A 23,929-nucleotide genomic window follows, 5' to 3' on the forward strand; every position below is an offset into this window, starting at 1 on the left:
CATCCCATGACCCTGTTTTCCGGTATCAAAGCTGCAGCCCTTGTCGCCATGTTGGCCATTGCGGGCTGCGCAACCACAACGCCGCGCACCCCCGACATTGTTGAGGTTGCCCAGTCCGCAGGCACGTTCAACACGCTGGTCGCCGCTGTGGACGCGGCGGATCTGGTCGAGACCTTGAAAAGCGATGGGCCCTTCACCGTCTTTGCTCCCACCGACGCAGCCTTTGCCGCGCTGCCTGAAGGCACGGTCGAGACGTTGCTGAAACCAGAAAACAAGGACCAGCTGACCGCGATCCTGACCTATCACGTGCTGCCCGGGAAGGTCATGGCCGCTGATGTGGCGGGCAAACGGCTGAGCCCGGCGACGGTCAATGGCAAAGCCGTGCATGTGGACGGGCGCAACGGCGTCAAGGCCAATGATGCCACCGTGATCGGTGCTGATATCGCCGCCTCCAATGGCGTCATTCACGTGATCGACAAAGTGCTGCTGCCTTGACCCGCCCAGGGAGGAGACGGAAGTGAACATGCTCACATTCACAGGTTGCTCATCGGCAAACCTCTTTGCCGACGGGCACATCGCACGACCGGCGAGCTTCATCAGACCAGAGGTCGCGCCGTTGGAGTTCGGTGTCACGGATGACGATGGCGCATGTCTCGATCTGACGGAGGAGGATTTCCTTTTCCAATAGGGCTGGACCGGGCGCCTTGCGGCGTCTGGTCCGCCGCATGAGGTGCCCGCTCCAAATTGCATCTAATGCCCCTTGCAACTCCTGCGCCTGCGCGCGACATCTCCCGGCAGAGATCGACTCAGAGATCGGGGGCTTGGTGCGTGGCAGACAGAGAGTTCATTCGACATGTGGTTTTCTTCAGCGCTGCAAACCCTGATGACATCGACCGTATCGTTGACGGCCTGAACCTGCTGCGTGAGATCCCTCACTCCAATCATTTCGAGGTGGTGCGCAACAAGCGGGTTGACGCCATCTCTGGCGAAGTTGACGTCGTGGTCTATGCGGAGTTTGCAGATGACGCCGCGCTGAGCGCCTACAAGGCGCACCCGATCTACCAACAGGCGATTGACGTGGTCAGACCGCTGCGCGAGCTGCGGATAGCGGCGGACTTCTAGGCGATTGAACACATCCGAGCTGATCTTTGATCGCGGACCGCTGGGGGCAGGCACGCGGTTTGCAAAGCCGCTGCGCGTCATTCGGGCGGAGACCGCGGCGGAGGTCACGCATGCCTTTGATGCCCTTCAACAGGCGCAGGCGGATGGCTATTGGCTGGCAGGCTACGCCAGCTACGAGCTGGGGTATCTGCTCTCGACCAAGCTTGAGCCGTTGTTGCCCCAGAACCGGGATCTGCCGCTGCTGCACTTTGGGGTGTTCGACGCGCCTGAGCCTGCATCGCCTTTCGCCTCAGATGAAGCTGCAAAGCTTCACGATATCAAACCTTTGTGGGCAGCTACACGCTATGCTCAGGCGTTTGAGATCGTGCACGCCCATATTGTGGCTGGCGATATCTATCAAGCCAATCTGACCTTCCCGATCTCCGCGCAGCTGCAGGGGTCCCCCGCAGCACTCTATCAGCGCCTGCAGTGGCGTCAGGCGGTCCCGCATGGCGCTTTTGTTGCTCTGGAGGACACGGTTCTTTTGTCCCGCTCGCCCGAGCTGTTCTTTTCGCTGTCCGCCGAAGGAACGCTGACGGCCCGCCCAATGAAAGGGACCGCCCCGGTCGGGGGTACGGAAGCAGAGAATGCGGCCCTGCGCTCAGGCCTCATGCAATCGGAAAAGGACCGCGCGGAAAACCTGATGATTGTGGATCTGTTGCGCAATGACATGAGCCGGGTGTCCGAGATTGGCTCGGTCAAGGTGCCGGAGCTCTTCACGGTCGAGCGTTTTGCCACGGTGCACCAGATGACCTCGCGCATCACGTCGCAGCTGCGGGCGGGTGTTAAGATCCGCGATATCTTTGAGGCGCTGTTTCCCTGCGGGTCCGTCACTGGCGCGCCCAAGATCCGGGCCATGCAGATCATTCATGATGTGGAGGCGGGTCCGCGCGCGGCGTATTGCGGATCGATCGGCTGGATTGCCCCGGGTGGCGCGATGGAGTTCAACGTCGCCATCCGCACGCTGCATTGCAAACCGGACGGCACAGTCCGGCTCAACGTCGGCGGCGGTGTGGTCTATGACAGCACGGCCGAGGCGGAGTATCGCGAGGCGCTGCTGAAATCCCGGTTTGCCGATCTGTGCTGAGGCTGGTCGCGTTCTGCGCAAGACGGGTTGCGCAATGAAATCCGCTGTCCTACACAAGAGGCACGCAGGGGAGTCCCGCCTGAGGGGACTGAGAGGCTGACAGGGCATTTGCCCGGTGATGCGACCCTTTGAACCTGACCCAGTTGACACTGGCGTAGGAAGCATAGGGTGGCACGAAACGACTTCGTACCTCCCGATAGTAAGGCAAATCCTGCCTTCGCCTCCTCTCCAAACTCATCTGGTGTCTTTTTGAGACCTGAGCTTGAGGAGCGCCAAAATGAACATCGCAACCCCGCAGATCACCACCGACGAACTGCCCGCGTCGCGCAAGATCTACGTGAACGGCAGCCAGCATCCCGACATCCGCGTGCCGATGCGCGAGATTTCGGTGCACCCAACGGCGGGGGAGCCGCCGCTGCCGGTCTATGACACCTCCGGGCCCTACACCGACCCCAATGTTCTCACGGATATCAACCAGGGCCTCGCGCCCCTGCGCCGCGCCTGGATCGAGGCGCGTGGTGATGTAGAGAGCTATGAGGGGCGCGACGTGAAACCTGAAGACAACGGCTTTGTCTCCGGCGACCGGCTCACCCCGGAATTCCCGATCCGCCCGCGGCCCCTGCGGGCCAAGGATGGCAAGGCCGTGACGCAGCTCGCCTATGCCCGCGCGGGCATCGTGACGCCCGAAATGGAGTTCATTGCGATCCGCGAGAACCAACTGCGCGAGGCTGTGGCTGAGGCGCGGGATGGCGAGGACTTTGGCGCGAACATCCCCGACTATGTCACGCCGGAGTTCGTGCGGGACGAGGTCGCGGCGGGGCGCGCCATCATCCCCGCGAACATCAACCACCCCGAGACCGAGCCGATGATCATCGGGCGCAACTTTCTGGTGAAGATCAATGCCAATATGGGCACCTCTGCGGTGACCTCCTCGATGGAGGAAGAGGTGGAAAAACTGGTCTGGGCGATCCGCTGGGGGGCCGATACGGTCATGGACCTCTCAACCGGGCGCAACATCCACAACACTCGCGAATGGATCATCCGCAATTCTCCGGTGCCCATCGGCACCGTGCCGATCTATCAGGCGCTGGAAAAGGTGAACGGCATCGCCGAAGACCTCACATGGGAGGTCTTCCGCGACACGCTGATCGAACAGGCTGAGCAAGGGGTGGATTACTTCACCATCCACGCCGGTGTGCGGCTGCACATGGTCCCGATGACGGTGGAGCGTGTGACGGGCATCGTGTCGCGCGGCGGATCGATCATGGCCAAATGGTGCCTGCATCACCACAAGGAAAGCTTCCTCTACGAGCATTTCGAAGAGATCTGCGAAATCTGCCGCGCCTATGATGTGTCGTTCTCTCTCGGGGATGGTCTGCGCCCCGGTTCCATCGCCGATGCCAATGATGAAGCGCAATTCGCTGAGCTGGAGACGCTGGGTGAGCTGACCAAGATCGCCTGGGCCAAGGATTGTCAGGTGATGATCGAAGGGCCGGGCCATGTGGCCATGCACAAGATCAAGGAAAACATGGAAAAGCAGCTGGAATGCTGCCACGAGGCGCCGTTCTACACGCTTGGGCCGCTCACAACGGACATAGCGCCGGGGTACGACCACATCACCTCCGGCATTGGGGCTGCGATGATCGGCTGGTTTGGCTGTGCCATGCTCTGCTATGTGACGCCCAAGGAACATCTGGGCCTGCCCGACCGGGATGACGTGAAAACCGGGGTGATCACTTATAAGATCGCCGCGCATGCCGCTGATCTGGCCAAGGGGCTGCCGGGCGCGCAGCGGCGCGATGATGCGCTCTCTCGCGCACGGTTCGAGTTCCGCTGGGAGGATCAGTTCAACCTGTCGCTTGACCCGGACACAGCGCGCGACTTCCACGACCAGACCCTGCCGAAAGAAGCACACAAGGTGGCGCATTTCTGCTCCATGTGCGGGCCGAAATTCTGCTCCATGCGGATTAGCCACGACATCCGCGCCGAAGCGCAGAAGGAAGGCATGGATGCGATGGCGGCGAAGTTCCGCGAAGGCGGCGACCTCTACATGCCGGTCGAAGAGGCGGAGGAATGATCCGTATCGCGGGGGCGGGGCTCGCGGGCCTCGCCACCGCCTGGGAGCTGGTGCAGCGGGGGCACGAGGTCACTGTCTATGACGCGGGCGCGCCCGGCGCAGGCAGCGTCTCGCGCTATGCGGGCGGGATGCTAGCGCCCTTCTGCGAGGGCGAAAGCGCCGAGGAAGACGTGGTGCGCCTCGGGCGTCAGGCGGCGGCTTGGTGGGCGGAGGTAACGCCCGTCACCCGGCGTGGAACGCTGGTGGTCGCATCCCCGCGCGACCGGTCGGAGCTGACCCGCTTTGCTCGACGCACGACGGAGCATCGACATGTCAGTTCGGCGGAGATCGCGGATTTGGAACCGGCACTTGCGGGGCGGTTTTCCCAAGGGCTGTTCTTTGCTGAAGAGGCGCATCTGGACCCGCGCCGCGCCATGCGAGATCTGGCGGCTCTGTTGCAGAAAAAGGGTGTCGAAATCCAGTACAACACCCCGGCGCCAGCGGAGGTGGATTTGATCTGTACCGGTGGCGCCGCTCAACTGCCGGAGCTGCGACCGGTGCGCGGTGAGATGGCCATTCTGCAGGCTCCGGATGTTGATATTACCCGCACCGTCCGCCTGCTGCATCCGCGCGTGCCGCTCTACCTCGTACCACGGGGCGAAGGCGTCTACATGATCGGCGCGACCATGATCGAAAGCGGCTCGACCCGCCCGATCACGCTGCGCTCTCTGTCGGATCTGTTGGGCGCAGCCTACACGCTGCACCCGGCCTTTGCCGAGGCGTCGGTGGTTGAGACCGGCGTCGGCCTGCGCCCGGCCTTTCCCGACAACCTGCCGCGCATTTTGCACCACGACGGCAGCCTTCATCTCAACGGCCTTTACCGCCACGGCTTCCTGCTGGCACCGGCCATGGCGGCACAGGCCGCCGACCGTCTGATATCGGAGATATCCCATGAAGATCATCGTGAACTCACAACCGCATGAGGTTCAAAGCCGCGCGTTGAGCGATGCGCTGACCGAGCTGGGCTTTCTCAGCCCCGCTATCGCCACGGCGCTGAACGGCACCTTTGTTCCGCGCAACAGCCGGGAGAGCACGCAGCTGGCCGCTGGCGACCGGCTGGAAGTGCTCTCTCCGATGCAGGGAGGGTAGGTCATGCTCCTTTACGGCGTCGATATCACGTCGCGACTGCTCCTCGGCACCGCGCAATACCCCAGCCCGGCGGTTCTGGCCGAGGCCATTCGCAGCAGCGGAACGGAGATCATCACCGTGTCGCTGCGGCGCGAAGCGGCGGATGGGGCGGGGCAGGCCTTCTGGTCGCTCCTGCAACACAGCGGGTGCCGCATCCTGCCCAACACGGCCGGATGCCACTCAGCGGCGGAGGCTATCACGACCGCCCAGATGGCGCGGGAGCTTTTTGGCACGACCTGGATCAAGCTGGAGGTGATTGGTCATTCCGACACGTTGCAACCGGATGTCTTTGGTCTGGTTGAGGCGGCGCGGGTGCTTGTGGCCGAAGGGTTCGACGTCTTTCCCTACACCACCGATGATCTTGTGGTGGGGGAGAAACTGTTGGAGGCAGGATGTCAGGTGTTGATGCCTTGGGGCGCGCCCATTGGCTCGGGGCAGGGGCTGCGCAACCCCGATGCGCTGCGCGCGATGCGCGCGCATTTCCCTGATACGCCGCTGATCGTGGATGCGGGCATCGGGCGCCCCTCGGATGCGGCGCAGGCGATGGAGCTTGGCATGGATGCGGTGCTCCTGAACACGGCGGTCGCCAAGGCGGGTGATCCGGCGCAGATGGCGCAAGCGATGGCGCAGGCCATCGACGCAGGGCGTCTTGCCCATGCCGCCGACCCGATGGAGCCGCGCGATATGGCCGTGCCCTCCACGCCCGTCCTCGGACTGGCGGAGTTGGCCTGATGGAGCGGTTTTACCTCATCGTGGGCCACGTCGGGCGGCTTGAACTTTTGGTGCCGCAGGGCGTGAAGCTGGTGCAGCTGCGCCTCAAGGACGCCTCCGAGGCTGAGACCCGCCGCCAGATTGCCCGCGCGCGGGATCACTGCGCGGTGCATGGGGCGCAACTGGTGGTCAATGATCACTGGCAGGCGGCGCTGGATCTGAATTGCAACTTCGTGCACCTCGGGCAGGAAGACATGGATCAGGCTGATTTCGCCGCCCTGCGCCATGCGGGCGTGCGCTTTGGCCTCTCGACCCATGATGAGGATGAGCTTGAGCGCGCGTTGTCCCTTGATCCGGCCTATGTGGCCCTCGGCCCGGTCTATGAAACCCTGTTGAAACAGATGAAATGGGCCCCGCAGGGGCTGGACCGGGTGCGCGATTGGAAGCGCCGCGTGGGCGATGTGCCGCTTGTGGCGATTGGTGGCCTGACCATTGATCGCCTTCCGGGCGTGTTTGCCGCCGGTGCGGACAGTGTTGCCGTGGTGACGGACATCCAGCAGGCGCCTGACCTCGAGGCGCGCACCCGCGCCTGGATTGAAGCCTGCGCGCCATGACCCGCTATGCGCGCCAGATGATGCTGCCGGAGGTCGGTGAAACCGGGCAGGCACGGCTGCGCGCGGTGCATGTGGTGGTGGTCGGTGCGGGGGGGCTCGGCTGCCCGGCGCTGCAGTATCTCGCGGGAGCTGGCGTGGGCCGGATCACCATTTTGGACCCCGACACAATCGAGGAAAGCAATCTGCACCGTCAGCCGCTCTACCGTATGACGGATCTGGGGCGCGCCAAGGCAGAAGCCGCCTCGGACGCCCTGCGCGCGCTCAATCCGGAGTGTCTGGTGCAGGGACATTGCACCGCGCTGACGCCAGATAACGCGCCGGATCTGGCGCAGTCAGCGGATGTGGTCATAGATGCGGCTGACAGCTTTGCGGTCTCCTACATCCTGTCCGACGCGTGCCGGGATGCGGGCACACCGCTGATCTCAGCCAGCGCGCTGGGGCAATCCGGGTATGTCGGTGCATTTTGCGCAGGCGCGCCGTCTCTGCGGGCCGTGTTTCCCGACCCTCCGGTCAATGGGGCGACCTGTGCCACGGCTGGCGTGCTTGGCCCGGTTGTTGGGGTTGTTGGGGCGTTGCAGGCGCAATTGGCGCTGAAGCTGCTGCTGGATGCAGCCTCGCCTGCACTTGGGCAGATGGTCACACTGGATCTGGCAAACCTGCAATTCGGTGGCTTTAGCTTTCTGGATGCTACCGAGCCTGCGCAACCTTTGAGTTACCTCTCCCGACGCATGCTGACCGGCAGCGATATGGTGGTCGATCTGCGCGACCGCAATGAAGCGCCACAGGATATGATCCCCACCGCGCTCCGCCTCAGCGCAGCCGAGGTGCGATCACTGCCGCAGCAACCGGGGCGGCGCCTTGTGCTGGGCTGCGCGACCGGCCTGCGTGCCTGGCGGCTTGCGGCCAGTCTTCAGGATCAGGGGCACGACCGGCTGGCCCTGATGGCGGCCACGGCCTGCTGATGCCGCGTCTTCTGGTCATTGCCGGGACTGACTGCAGCGGAGGTGCGGGGCTGACGCGGGACACCACTGTAGCCAGCGCCTTTGGCGTTGAGGTTGCGCCGGTTGTCACGGTGGTGACAGCCCAGACCAACGCGCAATTTGTCGATCAACAGGCCGTCGCTGCGCCCGTGGTTCTCCGTCAACTGGACGCGGCAGCGCAATCTGGGGCCCTTGATGCCGTCAAGATCGGTGCCTTGGGGACCACCGAAACTGCGCAAGCGGTGGCGGAGTGGCTGGCAGAGCGGTCGATCCCGACGGTGATGGATCCGGTTCTCAAATCCAGTTCGGGTGGAGCGCTGATCCGGGGCGGTCTTCCGGGTGACCTCTTGGCCCAGGTCGATCTGCTCACCCCGAACCTGCCAGAGGCGGCAGCGCTGACAGGGCAAGCGCTTGCTGCGGATACGGATGCGATGGCCCGTCAGGCGGGGCAGATGCAATCGATGGGTATCGGTGCGGTCCTGATCAAGGGCGGGCATGGCCTTGGCGCACAGTCGGTGGATCATCTCTATCACCGCGGGCAGCGCCGGGCGTTCGAGGCGCCGAGGCTGCGGGTGACACGGCGCGGCACAGGCTGCACTTTGGCAACGGCGATTGCGTGCCACTTGATTCAGGGTGCAGCGCTGGATGACGCCTGCGGCAAGGCAAAGCTATTTGTGCAGGACTGGTTGGTGCACTCATCTGACCAAGCCTGCAGCCGCGCGACAAGAGGGCGGTGACCCTTCGGCAATAGCGCATCTTTTACGCTGCCATGGACAGCTGGGGCGTGTGTATGTGCAGCTCCGCAGCGCGCGCGCTGCGGAGGAGATGTGCCGCGCCAACATAGGTCGGCGGCCCGGTCAGATCGACCATGCGCTCCTGCATCCCAGCCGCGCTCATGACGTTTATATCCGTCAGTCTCGTCCCCAAGCCGGTACCGGTGGCTTTGAGCAATGCCTCTTTGCGGACCCAGGCGCGTGTGATCCACTCCGCGCGGGTATTCTCAGGGCAAGTGGCCCAGGCCAATCGTTCTTCCTCTGACAGGATCAGCTCCGCCAGTCGGACCCGGCGGCTGGTGACCCGCTCCAGATCGACGCCGATCTCGGTTTCGACCGCCAACCCCAAAAGCCCCCAGCCGTGACAGTGTGAGATACTGTAGCCAAGCTGCGGTGCATCGGGCAGGCAGGGTTTGCCGGACGGGGTTGTGTTCAGTCGCACGTCTTGGGGCGACCTGCCCAACCGTTGACCCAGCACCTGCCTGACCCGCCCATGCATCGCAACGTAGCGCGCGCGCTCACGCTCTGTGCTGAGCTGTCGCATGCGGATGATCTGATCCCCTGACAGGGTTTCTTGGAGCCTCCCAAGGCGCTGCGGTGAAACATCCAGTGCAAAAAGCCAAAGGTCGAGGCGACCACCGTCGCGTGACATCAAGTCTGTTCAGCCTGCCGTCCGCAATTGACGTCATTCGTCTCTTGGAAGCCACAGGCCCGGACCTGAGCGAGAAAGCTGCGCCCGACTGGGACGGTGGTCCCGTCCGAGAGGGCCAGCTCGGAGGAGCTGCCGTAGGTCACCCCCATCACTGCGCGGTGCGCCACCCACCAGGACCGATGCACCTGCACCCCCTCGCGCGAGAACTCGCGCGCCACATCTGACAGTTTTCCCAGAACCAGCGCGCTCTGTCCCTGCGCAGAGGTGACGCGCAGATAATGATCCTCGGAGCGGACCCAGAGGATGTTGCCGCCAACTTCACTGCTGAGCTTCCGGCGCAGCTTTGATGTCGCGGGGGTGCTGTCCCGGCTTGCCGGAAAGCGCGTGCCCAAATCAGAAGGCGTGTAGGTGCCCCCGGGGGGGGTCTGTTGGCCTAGGTTGAACAAGAGCACAGACAAAACAGCAGAGACACCGGCGACGCGCAGGGTCAGCATGACGGGATCGAATGTATAGCGCCCCTGCGAAAACAGCTCCAGACAGAAGAGGACCACACCGATCTGCGGGACCAGCACCACCAAACTGCCCACAAGGGGCACGGCATAGCTGCGCGCGAAGAGATCGGGGCGCAGCGTTGCGTCGATTTTCTGGATTGCCAGATCGCACAGCACCCAGTTTGTGCAAATCACCAGAGCCCAGAACAGCAGATTGCTCCCGAAGGGCAGGGCCGGTTCCAATCCGGGCACACCCAGAAATGCAAGAAGGATCACAAGACCCATCGGGGCTAGAAAGTAGCTGGCAACAGACAGGGTGGCGCGCGCAGCCATCCGGCGTTCGATCATGATGGGTACCCTTTTCGTCCTGTCGGTCGAGGTGCGCCAACCAAAGGGATGTCACAGCGGAATAGATCGGGTGCGTCAGCTGATCCTTTGGCGCGGTCGCACTGCAACCGTGGGGGTCAAATCCTGGTGTCGTCTCACGTCGTGCAGAGCAGTTTAAGATGTTGCCATAGCCTGTCCAGCCTGTCGCCGCCGGGTCGCAGACTTTCGCCACTGGCGCGCTCGCGTGCCGATTCTTCAGGCAAACCCTTCGCGAATGGCATTCGCGAAGTTCTTTGCGCGCTGGCGCAGGCGGCCTTCTGGGCAACGGCGACACCCTGATAGCAAACTCCCAGTCATTCGACGCTCGGATTTTTTGGCAAGGCCGTGCCTCGGACCACCGGACCCGGTGCGGCCAGACAGATGGAGATCGCAGTCATGTGCATTCAGAAGATCAAATCAATTACCGCGGATATCCTCTTTCTCGACGACCCGGCCGAGATTGAGGATGCCAAGCCCTTCGAAGATATCGGGTTCACATCCATCGACTTCATCGATCTGTGTTATGAATTGCAGCAGCAGATCGACCCGCGCATCAAGCCAGAGGAGTTGTGGCCGGTCAATCACTTCTCGACCGATCCCACGCTCTTTGCCGATGGCAAATGGACAAAAACGGGCTGGTCTCGGGTTCAGACGGCGCTGGACATTGAGGCAGATGACCCGCTGCCACCGCAGCAGTTGACCCGGTACTGGACGCCTGCCTTCTGCGCCAAACAGGTCGAGGCTGTGATCGGTGGCTAGGGTTTTTGTCACAGGTGTCGGCATCGATGATGCCTGGGCGCGGGCGCACGCGGCCTTTGACGGGCAGGCCGCGCCAGCGACCCCCGACGGGCGGCAGGATGCGCGTAAGGTGCGGTTGCCCAAAGCACTGGCGGCCCGCGTGGCCCGGGAAGACCGTGCGATTCTGACGGATATCACCATCCGGGGCCTGATGGCAGCATCCCACGCGATGGAGATGGCCGAGGGCTCCTCGCCTTTCCCGGATGAGATCAAACAGGTCTTCACGGTGTTCACCAACACGGAAACCGTGCGCGACTTTCATGAAGTGCTCGATGCCTTCCGCAAAGCCCGCGCGCCGGGCATCGACAGTGCCGCGCTTTACCACCGGCTTGGCGAGGTGGCCGAGACAACGCATCCGTTGCGGTTGTTCCGCAAGCTGCCCACCAACACGTTGTACCATCTGTCAAAGCTGTTCGGGCTGACGGGCGGCGGCTATCCGCTGCGCCGGATGTCGCTGGGGGGGCTGACCCTCGTTGAAGAGGCGTTTTACCGCCTGGAAGCCGCTGACGCCGGTGCCGCGCTGCTGTGTGCCTCCGGCGATATGCTGAGCGCCGAGAACTACGACGCCTTCCGCAAGATGGGCCTTTTGGCTGATCCCGAGCAGGGCGGCGAGGGGGTTTATCCGGTCAATGGCACCGCAAGCCTTGTGCTTGAGACCGAGGCGACGCTGGCGCGCACTGGTCATCGCGCTCTGGCCGAGATCACCTTTGTGCGGACGCGATTCAGCACCGATATGTTCACCGGGGCTGAGGACTGGGCCGCGTTGCATCGCGGGTTACGGGCCGCGCAGGATGGGTCGGATACGCCGGTTGTGGCGCTCTATGACAATGGGGCGGGCCGTCTGCGCGAGGCGGAGATTGCCGCCTTGCAGCAGGGTATGCCTGAGGCTGAGACCCGTAGCTACAAACGGCAGATCGGTTATTCGGCGGGCGCAAGCGCGCTGGCGGACGTCATTGCAGCGCTGCATGATGGCACCATTGCCTGCGGACGCAGCGTTGTGGTGCAGGGCACCGGCGCAGGGACGGGCTGCGGCGTGATCGCGCTGCGCAAAACGGCCTGCCTGGCCAAAGCCGCGCAGGTGGCGGCATGAGCAGCCGGGTTTTTGTCACCGCCTATGGCGCCTCAACGCCGTTGGGTGCGACGGGCGATGAGATCACCACAGCCCTGCGCGACGGTTGCTCCGGTATCCGCGCGATCGAGAAGTATGACACCGCCTCCTTTCGCAGCAAATATGCCGGTGTGCCGGAAGAGGGCAACGCCGCGATCCGCTGGCCCTCTGATGCGCGCAGATGCGGTGATCTGTTTTACACCGATCTCGCCATGCAGCGCCTCATCGCGTCGATGTCCGACGCTGGGTCTGTTGACGATATGGAGCGGGTCGGTGTGTTTCTGGGGGTGGACGAGCCGGTTCTGGATATCTGCCAGACGCTCGATTTTGCCACCTCCCTTCGGCCTGACCCGGTGGGTCCCGGATATGAAAATCTTGATGAGGCCATCGAGACGCATTTCCGCCTGACTGACTTTCTGACGTTTGACCCGTCCAATGCGCTGCGCCGCATTCACCGCGTCTTGCCGTTTCGCGGGCCGGGGATGATCCACACGGGGCTGTGCTCTGCGTCGCTGCAAAGCCTGGGCGCTGCGTTCCAGAGCATTCGCAGCGGACGGATTGACCGCGCCATCGTCGGCGGGGTGTCTGCAAAGGTGACGCCCGAGCACTACATCGGTCTGGAAGCCGTGGATGTGATCGCAACCGACGACCGGTTGCAGCCGGACTGCCTGTCGCGCCCCTTTGACAGCCGCCGCTCCGGCTATGTTCCGGCTGAGGGGGCGATCCTCTTTCTGCTCGAAAGTGCAGAGGCCGCCAGGGCGCGCCAGGCAGACCCGTTGATGGAAGTCTCGGGCTATGGCTCGGCGCTCAATGCCAATCACGTGGTCAAGCCGCACCCCACGTCCGAGGAGATGGTTGCCGCCATGTGCAGGGCGCTCAAGGACGCCGACATCGCGCCTGAGCATATCGGGCTGGTTAACGCGCATGGCACCTCCACCCAGTTGAACGACAAGCACGAGGCGGACGCGATCAACCGGGTATTGCCGCACCGCGTGCCGGTCACGGCCAACAAGTCCTTGCACGGCCATCTGATCGCGGCGGCCGGTGCGATGGAGACGCTGAATACGCTGCTGTCGTTTCAAGCGGGTATCATCCCCGGCACCCGCAATCTGGACGACCGGGATGCCGCCTGCGACGTCGATGCGGTGCCGGAGACACGCGATGCGCAGGTCGATCACTGCCTGAAGAATTCCTTTGGGATGGGCGGCTTGGCCGCCTCTGTCGTGCTGAGCCGCTGCGCATGACCCAAGGGAGACAGAATATGCAGCACTCCGGCTTTGATGCACAGAAATTCAACGCCATGATTGGTGCCTATCAAGCAGCGGGTTATCCCTTTGATCTGGCTCCTGTGCAGAGCTACGAGGACTTCACCGCCACCTATGCGCCCTCGACCAAGGCCGATCTGCGCAAGATGAGCGATGCGCTGGTCGCCGGTGGCCATTTGACGGGGTGCTATGTGGTTGCCACCTCTGGCTCGACCGAGCCACCGGTGATCATGGGCAGCCGCATCCTGCATGGCGCGACGGAGGACAGCTATCCCTACCAGGCGCGCCAGTTGCTGGAAGAGCATATCTTCGGGTCCGGCGACATCGCCGCCAACCTGCTGACGCCGGGCTGTTTCGGGCAAAACTACGAAGGGATGTCGCGCGTGCTGGAGGCCGTGGGCGCCACCATCCTGCCCGTAGGCCGGATGGAGACCATGGATGATCCGGCAACTCTGCTGGAGCTTTTGTCGACCTTTGGCGTGAACACACTTGTTGGCTCTCCGACCGGGATCATTCAGCTGGCACATCTGGCCGAAACCCGTGGCGTTGCCTTGCCCGTGCGCAAGGTTGTCTTCATGGGCGAAGCCTTCCACGCTTCCAAACGCAGCTACCTGCGTGAGGTCTGGCCCGGCTGCGACATTTACAGCGTCTATGGCGCCTCCGAACTGGGCTTCGTGGGCGTGAACACGCCTACCCAGGCAGAGCGGGAGCATATAATCCTGAGCCAATGGTTCTTTTTCGAGGTGGACGCAGATGGCGCGCTGCTGGTCACGGACCTGAAGTCGCCCATGCTGCCCATTCTGCGCTACAGGATCGGTGACCGTGCCCAGCTGGTGGCGCATGAGGCTGGTCCGCGTCTGCGGCTTGACGGGCGCTGCGACAGCAATTTCAGCCTTGGCGGCGCGCGCGTCGGTGTCGGGCAGATCCGCCGTCGTCTGGAAACGCAGGGCTGCTTGGTTGACGATCTGCAGATCACCCTCTCCACCGATGCTCTTGGCCGTGACGTCCTGCAGCTGGCCTGCACCGGCCTTGACGCGCCCTTTGCCGCACGCTGTGAAAGTGCGGTGCTGGGCATTCCGGCGATTGCCGCCGCAGTGGGGCGGGGCGTCTGCAGTCTGCACCTGACCGGCGCAGCGGAGCGTCATCACACGGCGCGCGGGAAGACGCCGCTGCTGCACGACCGACGCGAGACGCACCGTGAAATGGCCCTGCAATCCACCGGAACAGACGCATGATAGCCTCTGTCCAGGACAGAATTCCCGATCTGCTGCCGCTGATGCAGGTGCCGAAGGAACGGGCCTATGCCACGCAGCTCTACAGGCACTATCGCGCCGTCTTTCAGCAGATCGAGCAAGCCACGCGCCAAAACCTGCCTCTAACGCTGTCTGATCCGCATGTGAGCGATCTGTCAGCGCGCACGCAGTCGATGATGCTTGATCTGGAGTGGATGTTTGAGCGCCTGATGCAGGAGTACGCCAACGCCCCCGATGCGTTCTCTGCGGCGGAGCAGGGGCCCTTGGGTGAGATGACGGGGTTTTTTCGCAAGATCTACCGCAAGGTCGCGCGGGAGGAGCTGCGCCAGCTTGCCCTGTCACCAAAGAGCCGCGTGTGCCAGGTTGGGGCGGGGCCGATGCCGCTCAGCCTTGCGCAGTATCACCGCGTGACAGGGGCCGAGATTGCGGGCATCGATATCGCCCCCACGGCCGTGGCGCAGGCGCAAACCTTCTTTGCCCGACTGGGGATCTCCGGCGCTGATGTCCAGCTCGCGGATGGCAGCGTGTTTGACTATGCGCCCTACGATGTGGTCCTGATCGCGGCGACAGCCGCGCCGAAAGAGGCGATCTTGTCGCGTATTCTGGCCACCAACTCCAATCCGGATCTGTGTATCGTGAACCGGGACACCGGCGGCTGGAATGCATTGATCTACCGCCCCAATCCGCTGCCCGCGACGGATGCGATCACACCCGACTGGGCCGTCACCGCGCAGCCGATCACCAGCACCGGCTACCACCGGTCCGGGGCAGGGGGGCTGCATGCTTGAAGCGCTCAGACATACGCCGAACTGGGTCTATCTGGTGTTCTTTCTGGTGCTTCACTACGGGGTGATGCAGTGTTTCTCTGCTCGCATCAAACCCCGCAGACTGTTGACGATGCCGCTGATTTTCCTCGGCTGGTCGGCCTACGCCACCTTCGCGGCAGCCCAGGCGCCTTGGATCAGCCTGAGCGTCTGGGGCGGCAGTGTTTGCGGTGCAAGCCTGATTGGACTGTGGCTGGGACGGCGCGCAGGTGCGTCGTTTCACGCCGACGATGGCGTATTGGATATCCCCGGGTCAAAGACGCCGCTTGTGATCTCACTGCTGTTTTTCGGCTGCAGCTACTGGTTCGGCTATACTGCGGCCACCGCACCGGATGTCGCCGCTGACCTCGGCTTCCAACTGACCCGGACCTTGGCCACGGCAAGCTGCATTGGCCTCTTTGTCGGGCGGGCGGCCTATCTCTATGCCCTGTCGTTGGGCGGGCGCTGGACCGGGCCGCGGGTCGACCCGCTGAGGTTGGTCTAGCCATGGGCCTTGCGATCCAAAAGACCGTTCCCATGCCCATGCAGAAGAGCAAGCCTGATTTTCTGGATCTCTGCGGGGATGTGCCGCCGCCCACTGGCCACCGGGGAATGGTGCAGGTTGATGCCCAAGTCATTACCGCACTGATGGAAGACTACCCAGCTGATGTATTGTTCATCGAGATGTTGCACCAGTTTGCCGTCCGCTGCGCGCGCCATGTGTTGCCAGAAGGGCGCGCGCGGTTGCTGCCGGTGTCTATAGCCCGGCTGCGGCTGATGCCGCTGACAGGGCCTGTCACGCTGCGCGCACGGGTCTTTCCAGAAGGCAGGGTGGTGTCGGTGGTGATTGGTGGCCGCTTTGCGGAGGGCCCCTGGCAGCCCCTCGCGATGGTGCGTGTGGCGCCTGTTCCGGTCGGTGCAACCTGATGCCGGGGATCGTCATCTCCATGCTGCCGTGGCTGATGTTCCCGCCGCTGCTCGACTGGACGGATCAGAACGTGTTTAAAGCGGCCTTGGTGGCACTGGTGGTCAGCTTGTGCCTGTCGGGGCGACGGCTTTTGCAGGGTTATGCGGCGGATTGGACGGTGGTGGGCAGTATGGCGCTGATTGCGACACTCAGCCTCTCGTCCGCGCAGGACGTTGTGCGCGCCCATTGGCCATTGATCATGCCCTTTGGGCTCACCTGTATGTGCTGGACGTCCATCGCCCTGCGCCGCCCTTTCACCATTCCCTACGCAAAGGCCGAGACACCATCCGACCATTGGGACAGCCCGATCTTTCTGCAGATCAACATGTGGATCAGTGCGATCTGGGGCACGTGTTTCGGCCTTGCATTGGTTGCCAGCCTGCTGGCCGCCGCCTTTCATCCGCTCTGGCCGATTTTCCTCATCGCGAAGTACCTTCTGATCCTCTCGGCGATGGTTTTGTCGCGCCTGTTTCCCGATTTTTACATCGCTCGTCTGGAGGCCAAAGCCGATGCATGAGCCCATGTTTCAGTCAGCTGGCACCGAAAACAGCGGCTCCGCCATGCGCATCCGGGAGGATCACCCGGTGTTCGAGATGCATTTCCCCGGCTTTCCTGTGGTGCCCGGTTCGATGACCGTCGCCATGGTCCTGCAGCGCATCGGGCAGATGGTCGGCGCGCGCGTTCATCTCGTCTCCGCCAGCTTTCTGGCACCGGTCCGACCGAACGGTGAGCCAGTGACGCTCAAGACAAGTGCCAGCGCTGGCGGGCTGCGGTTCCGCCTCATGCAGGGTGCGCACACGGTCTGCCGGGGTGCCGTATGCACGGATGCGGGCAACGGCCATGGCTGATCTTGCGATTGTCACCGGCGGAACACGCGGCATCGGGCGTCAGGTTGCGATCACGCTGGCCGAGGCTGGCTTTGAAGTGATTGCCACCTACCGCTCAAACGAGAACGCCGCCCAAGCGCTGGTGGCGGATGGAGGAGGGCAAATCTCGGCCACCGCCGTTGACGGGGCTGATCCAAAGGCGATCACGGCCTTTGCGCAGACAGTTTTGGAGCGCGCCACACCTGCGGTCCTGGTCAACAACGCGGGGGTGACCGGCGATGGCTTGTTTCTTAACAGCGATGCGCAGCAGATCGCGGACATCATGCAGATCAACTTCGGCAGTGTTCTGGGCTATTGCGCCGCTTTTGCCCCGGCGATGACCGCCGCACGGCGCGGAGACATCATCAACATCAGCTCGGTTGCGGCGACGAAGGTCAAGGATGGCAACATCGCCTATGGCTGCGCCAAGGCGGCCATCGATCGCCTGACGCTGGGGCTGGCCAATGAGACGGCGCGTTTTGGTGTGCGGGTGAATGCCGTCGCGCCAGGCTTTGTCGAGACCGAGATGTTCCGCGCTTTCGCAGGTGACAACACGAACGCCATCAAACGCGCCATTCCGGGGCGGCGCATCCTGCAACCCGATGAGATTGCCCAGATGGTGCTGGCCCTTGCCACGCGGCAGATCAGCACCACGGGCACCATCCTGCGGGTCGGCAATGGCGAGAATATTTGAAGACTTGGAGGCAGAAGCATGCGGCCCATTTCCGAGATCACCCCAGGTGCCGAACATGAGACGCCCCCGGTGTCGGGGCTTGCCGCCTACCTGCGCAAGATCCGGGTCAACCCACAGCAGCACGCGGATGACGCCCTGCTCAGCCGCCTGCACGAGGGCCATGTGCGCCATATTCCCTTCGAGATGATCGACGCCTTTTGCGGGTTGCAGCCCCTTTTCGATCTCGACGCGGTGGCACAGCGCCTGATCTTTGAGCCGCGCGGGGGCGGATGCACACAGATGAATGGGCTCTTTGCCAACATGGCTGAACAGCTGGGCTTCGCCGTGCGGCGCTGCCTGTCGCGGGTCAACGGCAAGAAAGCCAGCGGTGCCGCGACCCACATGGTTCTGCTCATCGCCGAGGGTGGTGTCATGCATCTTTGCGACGTGGGTTACGGCCTTGCGGGGCCGATCCAGCCGATCCCGCTGATCAATGGCGCTGTCTCAGATCAGGGGGGTGGCCGTTTCCGCGCGGTGCAGGTGGATGACGAGATGTGGCAGATCGACCGGTTTGAGCAGGCTGGCGGCTGGAGCACGCTCTACAGTCTGCGCACGCAGAGCTATCCCTACATCGATTTCATGGCGCCGCATCACTTCAATTGCACTTCACCGAGGTCGCCATTCACCTCCAGCCTGGTCTGTGCCAGGCCGACACCCGATGGCGGGCATCTGCTGCTGGACAAGGTGCTGCGTCACCGTGATGCGCAGGGCGCGTGTCGCAGACGCTTGCGGACAGTCCGAGATCTTGCCGCGGTCTTGCAGGCGTCTTTCGGGATCGCGCTGGATGCATCGACGCTGCATCTGCTGGGTCAGCGGCTTGGCTTGTCTGCGGCGGAGTGTGCCCTCGCTCGCGAGGTGCTGGCGTGATGAGGTGCCTTTTGGTCAACCCTGTCTCCAACGGGAGCCTGCTTGCGCGGCACCTCATTGCACGCGGCGTGGCCTGCGATGCGTTGATCGAGGTCGACAAGGTCGCGCGCATGTCGGGTGTGTCGGAAGCCCGGCGATCCGAATTCGATGCCACGCTTTATCAGCGGATCTATACTTCGGCGGATGAGGTCCCGTTGTCACCAGACGCGGGATATGACGCGGTGCTGGCCGGTTCGGAAAACGGGGTTGGCATGGCGGACGTTCTGGCCGCGCGCATGGGCCTGCCCGGCAATGACCCTGACACCTCGCGCAACCGGATCGACAAAGGCCATATGCAACGCGCCCTGAGCGCCGCCGGGCTGCGCGCAGCGTCGACCACGCGTGTTGCCCGCACCGATGATGCCTTGGCTGCGGTTGACCGTGTGGGTGGCTTTCCCGTCGTCTTGAAACCAGCTGCCGCCGCTGGATCACAAGACGTGATGTTGTGCCACACCGAGGCGGACTTGCGCCGGGCTTGGGCGGCTGCACCCTGGGGGGCTTTCACGACCACGTGGAATGACACCCTGGCCTGCGTGTTGCAGCGCTATCTGGAGGGGCCGGAATATTGCGTCGATCTGGTGGCGCAGGCGGGCCAGTACCGGGTGGCCGCCGTCTCGCGCTATGTGCGGTGCAGTGATCTGGGCAACTGGAGCCGCCCCTTCGTCAAGGCCTACCGGATACCTTGCCCGGTGACCACGCAAGCGGTGCAAGACCTGGTTCGCTACGCCAAGGCCTGTGCCCGCGCGCTTGCTGTGCAGGAGGGGCCGCTGCACCTCGAAGCGATCCTGACGCCTCAGGGTCCGGTCATGCTGGAAGTGGGCGCGCGGCTGCATGGCACTCAGATGCCCTTGATCTTTCAGCAGACCTATCGTCACGCCTTGCTCGATCAGATCTTCGAGGCCAGTTTTCGCCGGGAGGACGCACCGCCGGATGCCGTTTTTATCCTGCCCACGGTGCAGCGCTATACCCTTTCCGCGCGTCCGGGGCAGTTTGACGGTATTCCGAAGCCCGTTGCGGATCAGCTTGAGCGCCTCGCAACACTGGTTGCCTTTGTCCCAAACCTGCCGGAGGGAGCCGCCTTTGCCCGCACCGAAGATCTCTTTACCGTGCCGATGCAAAGCTACTTTGTGGGGAATGATCTGGCGCAGATCTGGCGTGATATCGCCGCGCACCAGCACCTGACGCATGCGCTCTTTCATGAAGATCCCACGCCTGACGCGACCTTGGCAGAGATCGCGTCCCTGCATCACGGCCTGATCCACGCGCAGGATGCCCGGTCGCCACAGGCCGTGTCCTTATGAGCACGCAGTTGTCCGAGTTTCCGGTGGCCCGGTTCAACCAGATGATCCGTGGCTATGCCCTCTCCGGCCTCATGCCGGGACATGGGCCGCGCGTTGACAGCTACGGAGCGTTCAAGACGGCTTACCCTGTCACAACCAAGGCTGATCTGCGGGCTAGTGTCGCGCGCATGTGCGAGGCCGGTGCGCTGCCTGCCGGCTATGTGGTTGCGACATCCGGCACAAGTGCAGCGCCCACCGTCTCGCTCTGGTCTGCGTCACAGACTGACCGCGCTTCGGCGCATGCGCTTGATCTGCGGCGCTTCATCGGCAAACACCTTTTTGCGCGCGGCGATGTGGTGGCAAATCTACTGGCCGCAGGTGGGTTCGGCTCTCTTTACGACGGGATGAACCGGGTTCTGGAACCGCTTGGGGTGACCATCGTGCCCATGGGCCGCTTTGACGCGATGCCCGATCACAAGCAGGCGCTTGATCTTCTGCGCGCCGTGCGGGCCAACACGCTGGTTGCAACACCCGCCGGGCTGATCGAGTTGGCGCGCGCCAGTCTTGACGCGGGTTGCCAACTAACGGTCGAAAAGCTCGTGTTCATCGGAGAGCGCCTGACATCTGCGCGGCGCGCATTCCTTGGCTCGGTCTGGCCCGGGTGTCGCATATCCGGGCTCTATGGGACCACCGAGGCGGGGCTCATCGGTGTGGCCCCGCCGGGCGCGCCGCCGGACGAATATGCGGTACTCTCTCGCTGGGCTTTTCTGGAGCGGGACGAGGATGGCGCGCTTTTGTTGACCGATTTGAGCGCTCCTCTGGTGCCGTTGCTGCGTTACAGGGTTGGCGATTTTGTCGCGCCCACATCCGCCAAACCGGGCGGGGGGGTCACCCGGCTTCGTCTGTTGGACCGGATGGATCGCTGCTTCAACCTGGTTGGCAACTTGCTGCACCCAGATCTGTTTCGCGAGGCCGTCCGTTCTTGCGTGCCGCAGTTGACGCATCTGCAAATACAGCTGAGCTATGCGGAGAACGGGCGGGAGCGTCTCCATCTGGCGGTCGATATGGGCCGACGCGCCATGCAGGCGGCACAAAAGCACGCGATCCATCAAGCAATTGCCCAGATCCCGCAGGTGCAGGAGGGGCTGCGTCGGCGGGTGCTTGATATCACAGTCGGTGGGCAAGAAACCCAACACACCAACGGGCGCGGGAAGCTGCCGGATCTGGTCGACGCGCGCAACGTCGCCGCAACGGGGCCGGATCGCGTCAGGGTGGCGTCATGACGCCGCAGGCGATCACCAAGGCGCCCGTGTTGCGGCAGATCCGGCGGCTGGCCGCCGGGGATCCTCATCTGCGCTGGGATCCGCCGGAGTTTACGGGCCAAAAATCCGACACCGCCTGTGATGTTCTGGTCATCGGCGCGGGGCTTGGCGGGCTGACTGCCGCTGCGTTTTGTGCCCGCGCAGGCCTGTCGGTGCGGGTGGTTGAGCAGCATTCGGTTGTGGGCGGGTTTGCGCACACCTGGCTGCGACGCGCCCGCGACCCGCAAACCGGGCAGCGGCTGCTGTTCCGCTTCGATTCCGGCGTGCACGATATCTCCGGCACCCAGCCCGGTGGCCCGGTTGCTGAGGTGCTGGCCCGGCTGGGTGTTGCAGATCGTTTGCACTGGATCCCCACCCGCAGACGTTGCACCATCGCGGGCCGCACCCTCGATATGCCGCGGCGCTGGCCGGACTATGTGGCGATGCTGCAGCAGCTCTTCCCAGGTGAACATGTCGCCATCACCGGGTTCTGCGCGGCAGTTCGCACACTCCATGCGGCCATGTATCAGACCGGGGATCAAAGCGGAGCAATCCCCGGACAACCGCGCTCGGCGACCGAAATGGCGCAGTTCGCCGCAGATCATCCGCTGGCTGCGCAGTGGCTGCGGCGCCCTTGGCTGGAATTTCTGACGCGGCATGGGCTGTCGGAGGCCGCCTCTCACTGGGTCAACGAGCTTGCCGGATATGTCACCGATCAGGCCGAGACGCAGAGCGTGGCGCGCATGATCCCGCTCTTTGGCTACTATATGCACGGCGGAGCCTACCCCCGCGGAGGTTCGGGTGCAGTGTCAGCAGCGCTGCGCGATGCGCTGCAGCACGCGGGCGGGGAGGTGCTGCTCAAAAACACCGTCACAGGCGTCGCTGTGCGGGAGGACGCGCCCGCAGAGGTGAGCATTCGATCCGGGCAGGGACAGGTTCAGGGGATCACGGCGCGCGCCGTCATCGCCAATTCGGACATCGGGCCGCTTCTGACGCAGCTCATTAACGACCCGACACGGGACTGGGCGCCGTTGCGACGCGCCGCCGTGTTGCAGCCCAGCTGTTCGGCCTTTGGCCTTTGCCTAGGGCTGCGCGGGGCGCTGGATATCCCGCCAATCCTCACGCATCAGAGCGCGCAGGGCAGCCTGCATCTGGTGGCCCCGTCGGTCCTGGATTCAAGTGCAGCGCCGCCCGGCTATGCGACGCTTGAGCTGATGACTTTGGTCAGCGCGGCCCAGGCCGCAGGCTGGTTTCCGACTGGTCGCGAGGATCAGAGGTTTGCCGAGTATCGCAAATCCGATGCCTACAGGGATACCAAGGCGGCGCAGGCCAGGCATCTTCTGGATATCGCCCGCGATGTCATACCCGATCTTGATGACCGCATCGTCTTTCACTGCAGTTCTTCGCCGCTGACCTACCATCGATACGCTGCCACGCCGGGCGGCGCCATCTACGGGGGCAGCCTTGCAGGCAGTGTGCTGCCGACGATGTTGCCCGTCCGGGGCCTTGTGCTGGCGGGGTCCGCAACCCACGGTCCGGGTGTCGAGGCCGCGATGATTTCGGGGGCGCGGGCCGCGCAAGCGCTTGTGCCGGATGTGCTTGGCGCGGGGTGAGCGCCGATATGCCCGCCGTTCCAGCGCTGTCTTGAAAGGTCTTTCCTGATGCTTAGCCCTGTTTGGTGACCCTGCGAACTCACGGTGCAGTGAGAAATCTGATATGTTGTTTTATTCCGGTTGGTTCTGGATCTCCATCAGCTTGGTTTCGAAGACCTCTGCTGCGGTGTCATAGCCAAGGCATTTGCCCGGCGTAGAATTGAGGCGCTGGGAAATCGACCTCAAATATCGATTTGCCAGCGCGGTCGGTTCGGTTGAGCGCGGCAGGTACTTTCTGAGCCTGTTGTTCGCATTCTCGACGGTGCCTTTCCGGTATGGCGCTTGCGGGTCGCAGACCCACGCATCAGGATCAATTGATTTCCGGGTGGTGGCGTGCTTCACCGCGCGCGCCAAGAAGCGGTGAACATGTCTGATCTTTTCCGGCTGTCGGATACGCAGATGGCGCGTCTTGAGCCCGTCTTCCCAAAGTCCGATGGCAAGCGCCGCGTCGAGGACCGGCGTGAGCTGAGCGGGATTATGTCCATCAATCGCAATGGCTTACGATGGCACGATGCGCCGCTGCAGTCCTGGCCGTAAACAGCGGAAAACAACCGTTCGCCACGACAAACGCAGATATAAATGGCGTAACCGGGTTGAGATCATGTCTGGCAGGCTGGAAGACCGGCGGCGCGTGGCAAGCAGCTACGACAGCTGCCCGAAGGTCTTCCTGTCCACAATCGCTCTCGCAGCTCTTGTAATCTACTGGCCATGAGCCTTGAGCCCAACACGAAAAGCAGCGCTCTGACGAAGAAATCGTACACCCATCGGCCCGTGTCGCGGCAGCGTCTGAGCGACCTGTGCTTGGGGTGTCAGATCGGCGCCCATATCCGCGTCCCGAGAAAACCGTTGACCGGACAAGCCGCATATCCCTAGGTTGAAACTCTCGACCGCGAGGTCGCTTGGAGGAGCACACTGACC

General features: G+C 63.4%; 28 protein-coding genes and 2 pseudogenes. 27 read left to right on the plus strand and 3 right to left on the minus strand.

The annotated features are described in order from the left end of the window. The first annotated feature begins 6 nt into the window (after positions 1-6). The 11 genes from So717_RS16910 to So717_RS16960 all read left to right on the plus strand — a co-directional run bounded on the left by So717_RS16910 (position 7) and on the right by So717_RS16960 (position 8,534). Positions 7-495: a fasciclin domain-containing protein gene (locus So717_RS16910; RefSeq protein WP_159979503.1), complete on the plus strand. Its 489-nt coding sequence runs from the start codon at positions 7-9 to the stop codon at positions 493-495. A 28-nt stretch (positions 496-523) separates the two neighbouring features. Then, on the plus strand, positions 524-688 hold the full coding sequence (locus So717_RS16915) for a hypothetical protein (protein WP_238841027.1): 165 nt from the start codon (positions 524-526) through the stop codon (positions 686-688). Between the two features lie 140 nt (positions 689-828). Continuing rightward, on the plus strand, positions 829-1,122 hold the full coding sequence (locus So717_RS16920) for a Dabb family protein (RefSeq protein ID WP_238841029.1): 294 nt from the start codon (positions 829-831) through the stop codon (positions 1,120-1,122). A 4-nt stretch (positions 1,123-1,126) separates the two neighbouring features. Then, positions 1,127-2,248, plus strand: a complete 1,122-nt coding sequence (locus So717_RS16925; protein ID WP_238841031.1) for an aminodeoxychorismate synthase component I — start codon at positions 1,127-1,129, stop codon at positions 2,246-2,248. A 277-nt stretch (positions 2,249-2,525) separates the two neighbouring features. Then, a complete protein-coding gene (gene thiC / locus So717_RS16930) occupies positions 2,526-4,325 on the plus strand; it encodes a phosphomethylpyrimidine synthase ThiC (protein WP_159979508.1) in 1,800 nt (599 codons plus the stop codon). Next, a complete protein-coding gene (locus So717_RS16935; RefSeq protein ID WP_159979510.1) occupies positions 4,322-5,287 on the plus strand; it encodes an FAD-dependent oxidoreductase in 966 nt (321 codons plus the stop codon). Before thiC ends, So717_RS16935 begins: the two co-directional genes overlap by 4 nt. After that, entirely contained in the window at positions 5,256-5,453 is a 198-nt protein-coding gene (gene thiS, locus So717_RS16940; RefSeq protein ID WP_159979512.1) for a sulfur carrier protein ThiS, read from the plus strand. Before So717_RS16935 ends, thiS begins: the two co-directional genes overlap by 32 nt. Positions 5,454-5,456: 3 nt before the next feature. Further along, positions 5,457-6,224, plus strand: coding sequence for a thiazole synthase (locus So717_RS16945; RefSeq protein WP_159979514.1), 768 nt, complete (start codon positions 5,457-5,459; stop codon positions 6,222-6,224). Next, a complete protein-coding gene (locus So717_RS16950; RefSeq protein ID WP_159979516.1) occupies positions 6,224-6,817 on the plus strand; it encodes a thiamine phosphate synthase in 594 nt (197 codons plus the stop codon). The genes So717_RS16945 and So717_RS16950 overlap by 1 nt, the downstream gene beginning before the upstream one ends. Beyond that, positions 6,814-7,779, plus strand: a complete 966-nt coding sequence (locus So717_RS16955; protein WP_159979518.1) for a HesA/MoeB/ThiF family protein — start codon at positions 6,814-6,816, stop codon at positions 7,777-7,779. The genes So717_RS16950 and So717_RS16955 overlap by 4 nt, the downstream gene beginning before the upstream one ends. Continuing rightward, positions 7,779-8,534, plus strand: a complete 756-nt coding sequence (locus So717_RS16960; protein WP_159979520.1) for a hydroxymethylpyrimidine/phosphomethylpyrimidine kinase — start codon at positions 7,779-7,781, stop codon at positions 8,532-8,534. Before So717_RS16955 ends, So717_RS16960 begins: the two co-directional genes overlap by 1 nt. 22 nt (positions 8,535-8,556) lie before the next feature. On the opposite strand, the gene So717_RS16965 is transcribed toward So717_RS16960, so the two are convergent. Together So717_RS16965 and So717_RS16970 are read right to left on the minus strand one after the other, a co-directional pair. Continuing rightward, the gene (locus So717_RS16965) at positions 8,557-9,012 is read right to left on the minus strand and encodes a 4'-phosphopantetheinyl transferase family protein (protein ID WP_238841033.1); all 456 of its coding nucleotides are present in this window, start codon (positions 9,010-9,012) and stop codon (positions 8,557-8,559) included. Positions 9,013-9,221: 209 nt separating this feature from the next. Beyond that, positions 9,222-10,061, minus strand: a complete 840-nt coding sequence (locus So717_RS16970) for a LytTR family DNA-binding domain-containing protein (protein WP_159979524.1) — start codon at positions 10,059-10,061, stop codon at positions 9,222-9,224. A gap of 399 nt (positions 10,062-10,460) precedes the next feature. Between So717_RS16970 and So717_RS16975 the strand changes: the two genes are divergently transcribed. Genes So717_RS16975 through So717_RS17040 form a run of 14 tightly spaced genes read left to right on the plus strand, consistent with a single transcriptional unit; the run spans position 10,461 to position 22,972 of the window. Then, positions 10,461-10,838, plus strand: coding sequence for an acyl carrier protein (locus So717_RS16975; protein WP_159979526.1), 378 nt, complete (start codon positions 10,461-10,463; stop codon positions 10,836-10,838). Further along, the gene (locus So717_RS16980) at positions 10,831-11,967 is read left to right on the plus strand and encodes a hypothetical protein (protein WP_159979528.1); all 1,137 of its coding nucleotides are present in this window, start codon (positions 10,831-10,833) and stop codon (positions 11,965-11,967) included. Before So717_RS16975 ends, So717_RS16980 begins: the two co-directional genes overlap by 8 nt. Then, positions 11,964-13,229 carry a beta-ketoacyl-[acyl-carrier-protein] synthase family protein gene (locus tag So717_RS16985; protein ID WP_159979530.1) on the plus strand — a complete coding sequence of 422 codons (1,266 nt, stop codon included), beginning with the start codon at positions 11,964-11,966 and terminating at the stop codon, positions 13,227-13,229. The genes So717_RS16980 and So717_RS16985 overlap by 4 nt, the downstream gene beginning before the upstream one ends. 17 nt (positions 13,230-13,246) lie before the next feature. Beyond that, positions 13,247-14,485, plus strand: a complete 1,239-nt coding sequence (locus So717_RS16990; RefSeq protein WP_159979532.1) for an AMP-binding protein — start codon at positions 13,247-13,249, stop codon at positions 14,483-14,485. Continuing rightward, positions 14,482-15,291 carry a nicotianamine synthase family protein gene (locus So717_RS16995; protein ID WP_159979534.1) on the plus strand — a complete coding sequence of 270 codons (810 nt, stop codon included), beginning with the start codon at positions 14,482-14,484 and terminating at the stop codon, positions 15,289-15,291. The genes So717_RS16990 and So717_RS16995 overlap by 4 nt, the downstream gene beginning before the upstream one ends. Further along, a complete protein-coding gene (locus tag So717_RS17000) occupies positions 15,284-15,811 on the plus strand; it encodes a DUF6622 family protein (protein ID WP_159979536.1) in 528 nt (175 codons plus the stop codon). Before So717_RS16995 ends, So717_RS17000 begins: the two co-directional genes overlap by 8 nt. Before the next feature lie 32 nt (positions 15,812-15,843). Next, complete coding sequence (locus So717_RS17005) at positions 15,844-16,233, plus strand: hypothetical protein (protein WP_159979538.1); 390 nt, start codon at positions 15,844-15,846, stop codon at positions 16,231-16,233. Beyond that, positions 16,233-16,790: a hypothetical protein gene (locus So717_RS17010; protein WP_159979540.1), complete on the plus strand. Its 558-nt coding sequence runs from the start codon at positions 16,233-16,235 to the stop codon at positions 16,788-16,790. The genes So717_RS17005 and So717_RS17010 overlap by 1 nt, the downstream gene beginning before the upstream one ends. A 4-nt stretch (positions 16,791-16,794) precedes the next feature. Then, a complete protein-coding gene (locus So717_RS17015; RefSeq protein ID WP_159979542.1) occupies positions 16,795-17,121 on the plus strand; it encodes an ApeI family dehydratase in 327 nt (108 codons plus the stop codon). Next, positions 17,114-17,833: an SDR family NAD(P)-dependent oxidoreductase gene (locus So717_RS17020; protein ID WP_159979544.1), complete on the plus strand. Its 720-nt coding sequence runs from the start codon at positions 17,114-17,116 to the stop codon at positions 17,831-17,833. Before So717_RS17015 ends, So717_RS17020 begins: the two co-directional genes overlap by 8 nt. Before the next feature lie 18 nt (positions 17,834-17,851). Beyond that, entirely contained in the window at positions 17,852-18,739 is an 888-nt protein-coding gene (locus So717_RS17025; RefSeq protein ID WP_159979546.1) for an arylamine N-acetyltransferase family protein, read from the plus strand. Beyond that, the gene (locus So717_RS17030) at positions 18,739-20,079 is read left to right on the plus strand and encodes an ATP-grasp domain-containing protein (protein WP_159979548.1); all 1,341 of its coding nucleotides are present in this window, start codon (positions 18,739-18,741) and stop codon (positions 20,077-20,079) included. Before So717_RS17025 ends, So717_RS17030 begins: the two co-directional genes overlap by 1 nt. Continuing rightward, entirely contained in the window at positions 20,076-21,341 is a 1,266-nt protein-coding gene (locus So717_RS17035) for an AMP-binding protein (protein ID WP_159979550.1), read from the plus strand. Before So717_RS17030 ends, So717_RS17035 begins: the two co-directional genes overlap by 4 nt. Next, on the plus strand, positions 21,338-22,972 hold the full coding sequence (locus So717_RS17040) for a phytoene desaturase family protein (protein WP_159979552.1): 1,635 nt from the start codon (positions 21,338-21,340) through the stop codon (positions 22,970-22,972). The genes So717_RS17035 and So717_RS17040 overlap by 4 nt, the downstream gene beginning before the upstream one ends. A 111-nt stretch (positions 22,973-23,083) precedes the next feature. On the opposite strand, the pseudogene So717_RS17045 reads toward So717_RS17040, so the two are convergent. Further along, positions 23,084-23,311, minus strand: a pseudogene (locus So717_RS17045) (IS30 family transposase); the annotation flags it as partial. A gap of 66 nt (positions 23,312-23,377) precedes the next feature. Between So717_RS17045 and So717_RS22760 the strand changes: the two are divergent. Then, entirely contained in the window at positions 23,378-23,548 is a 171-nt protein-coding gene (locus So717_RS22760) for a transposase (RefSeq protein ID WP_438810669.1), read from the plus strand. Further along, positions 23,526-23,723: pseudogene (locus tag So717_RS22765) on the plus strand (IS5/IS1182 family transposase); the annotation flags it as partial. The gene So717_RS22760 and the pseudogene So717_RS22765, both read left to right, overlap by 23 nt. Positions 23,724-23,929 lie beyond the last annotated feature (206 nt).

It is taken from the genome of Roseobacter cerasinus (genome assembly GCF_009811755.1).
Taxonomy (GTDB): domain Bacteria; phylum Pseudomonadota; class Alphaproteobacteria; order Rhodobacterales; family Rhodobacteraceae; genus Roseobacter; species Roseobacter cerasinus.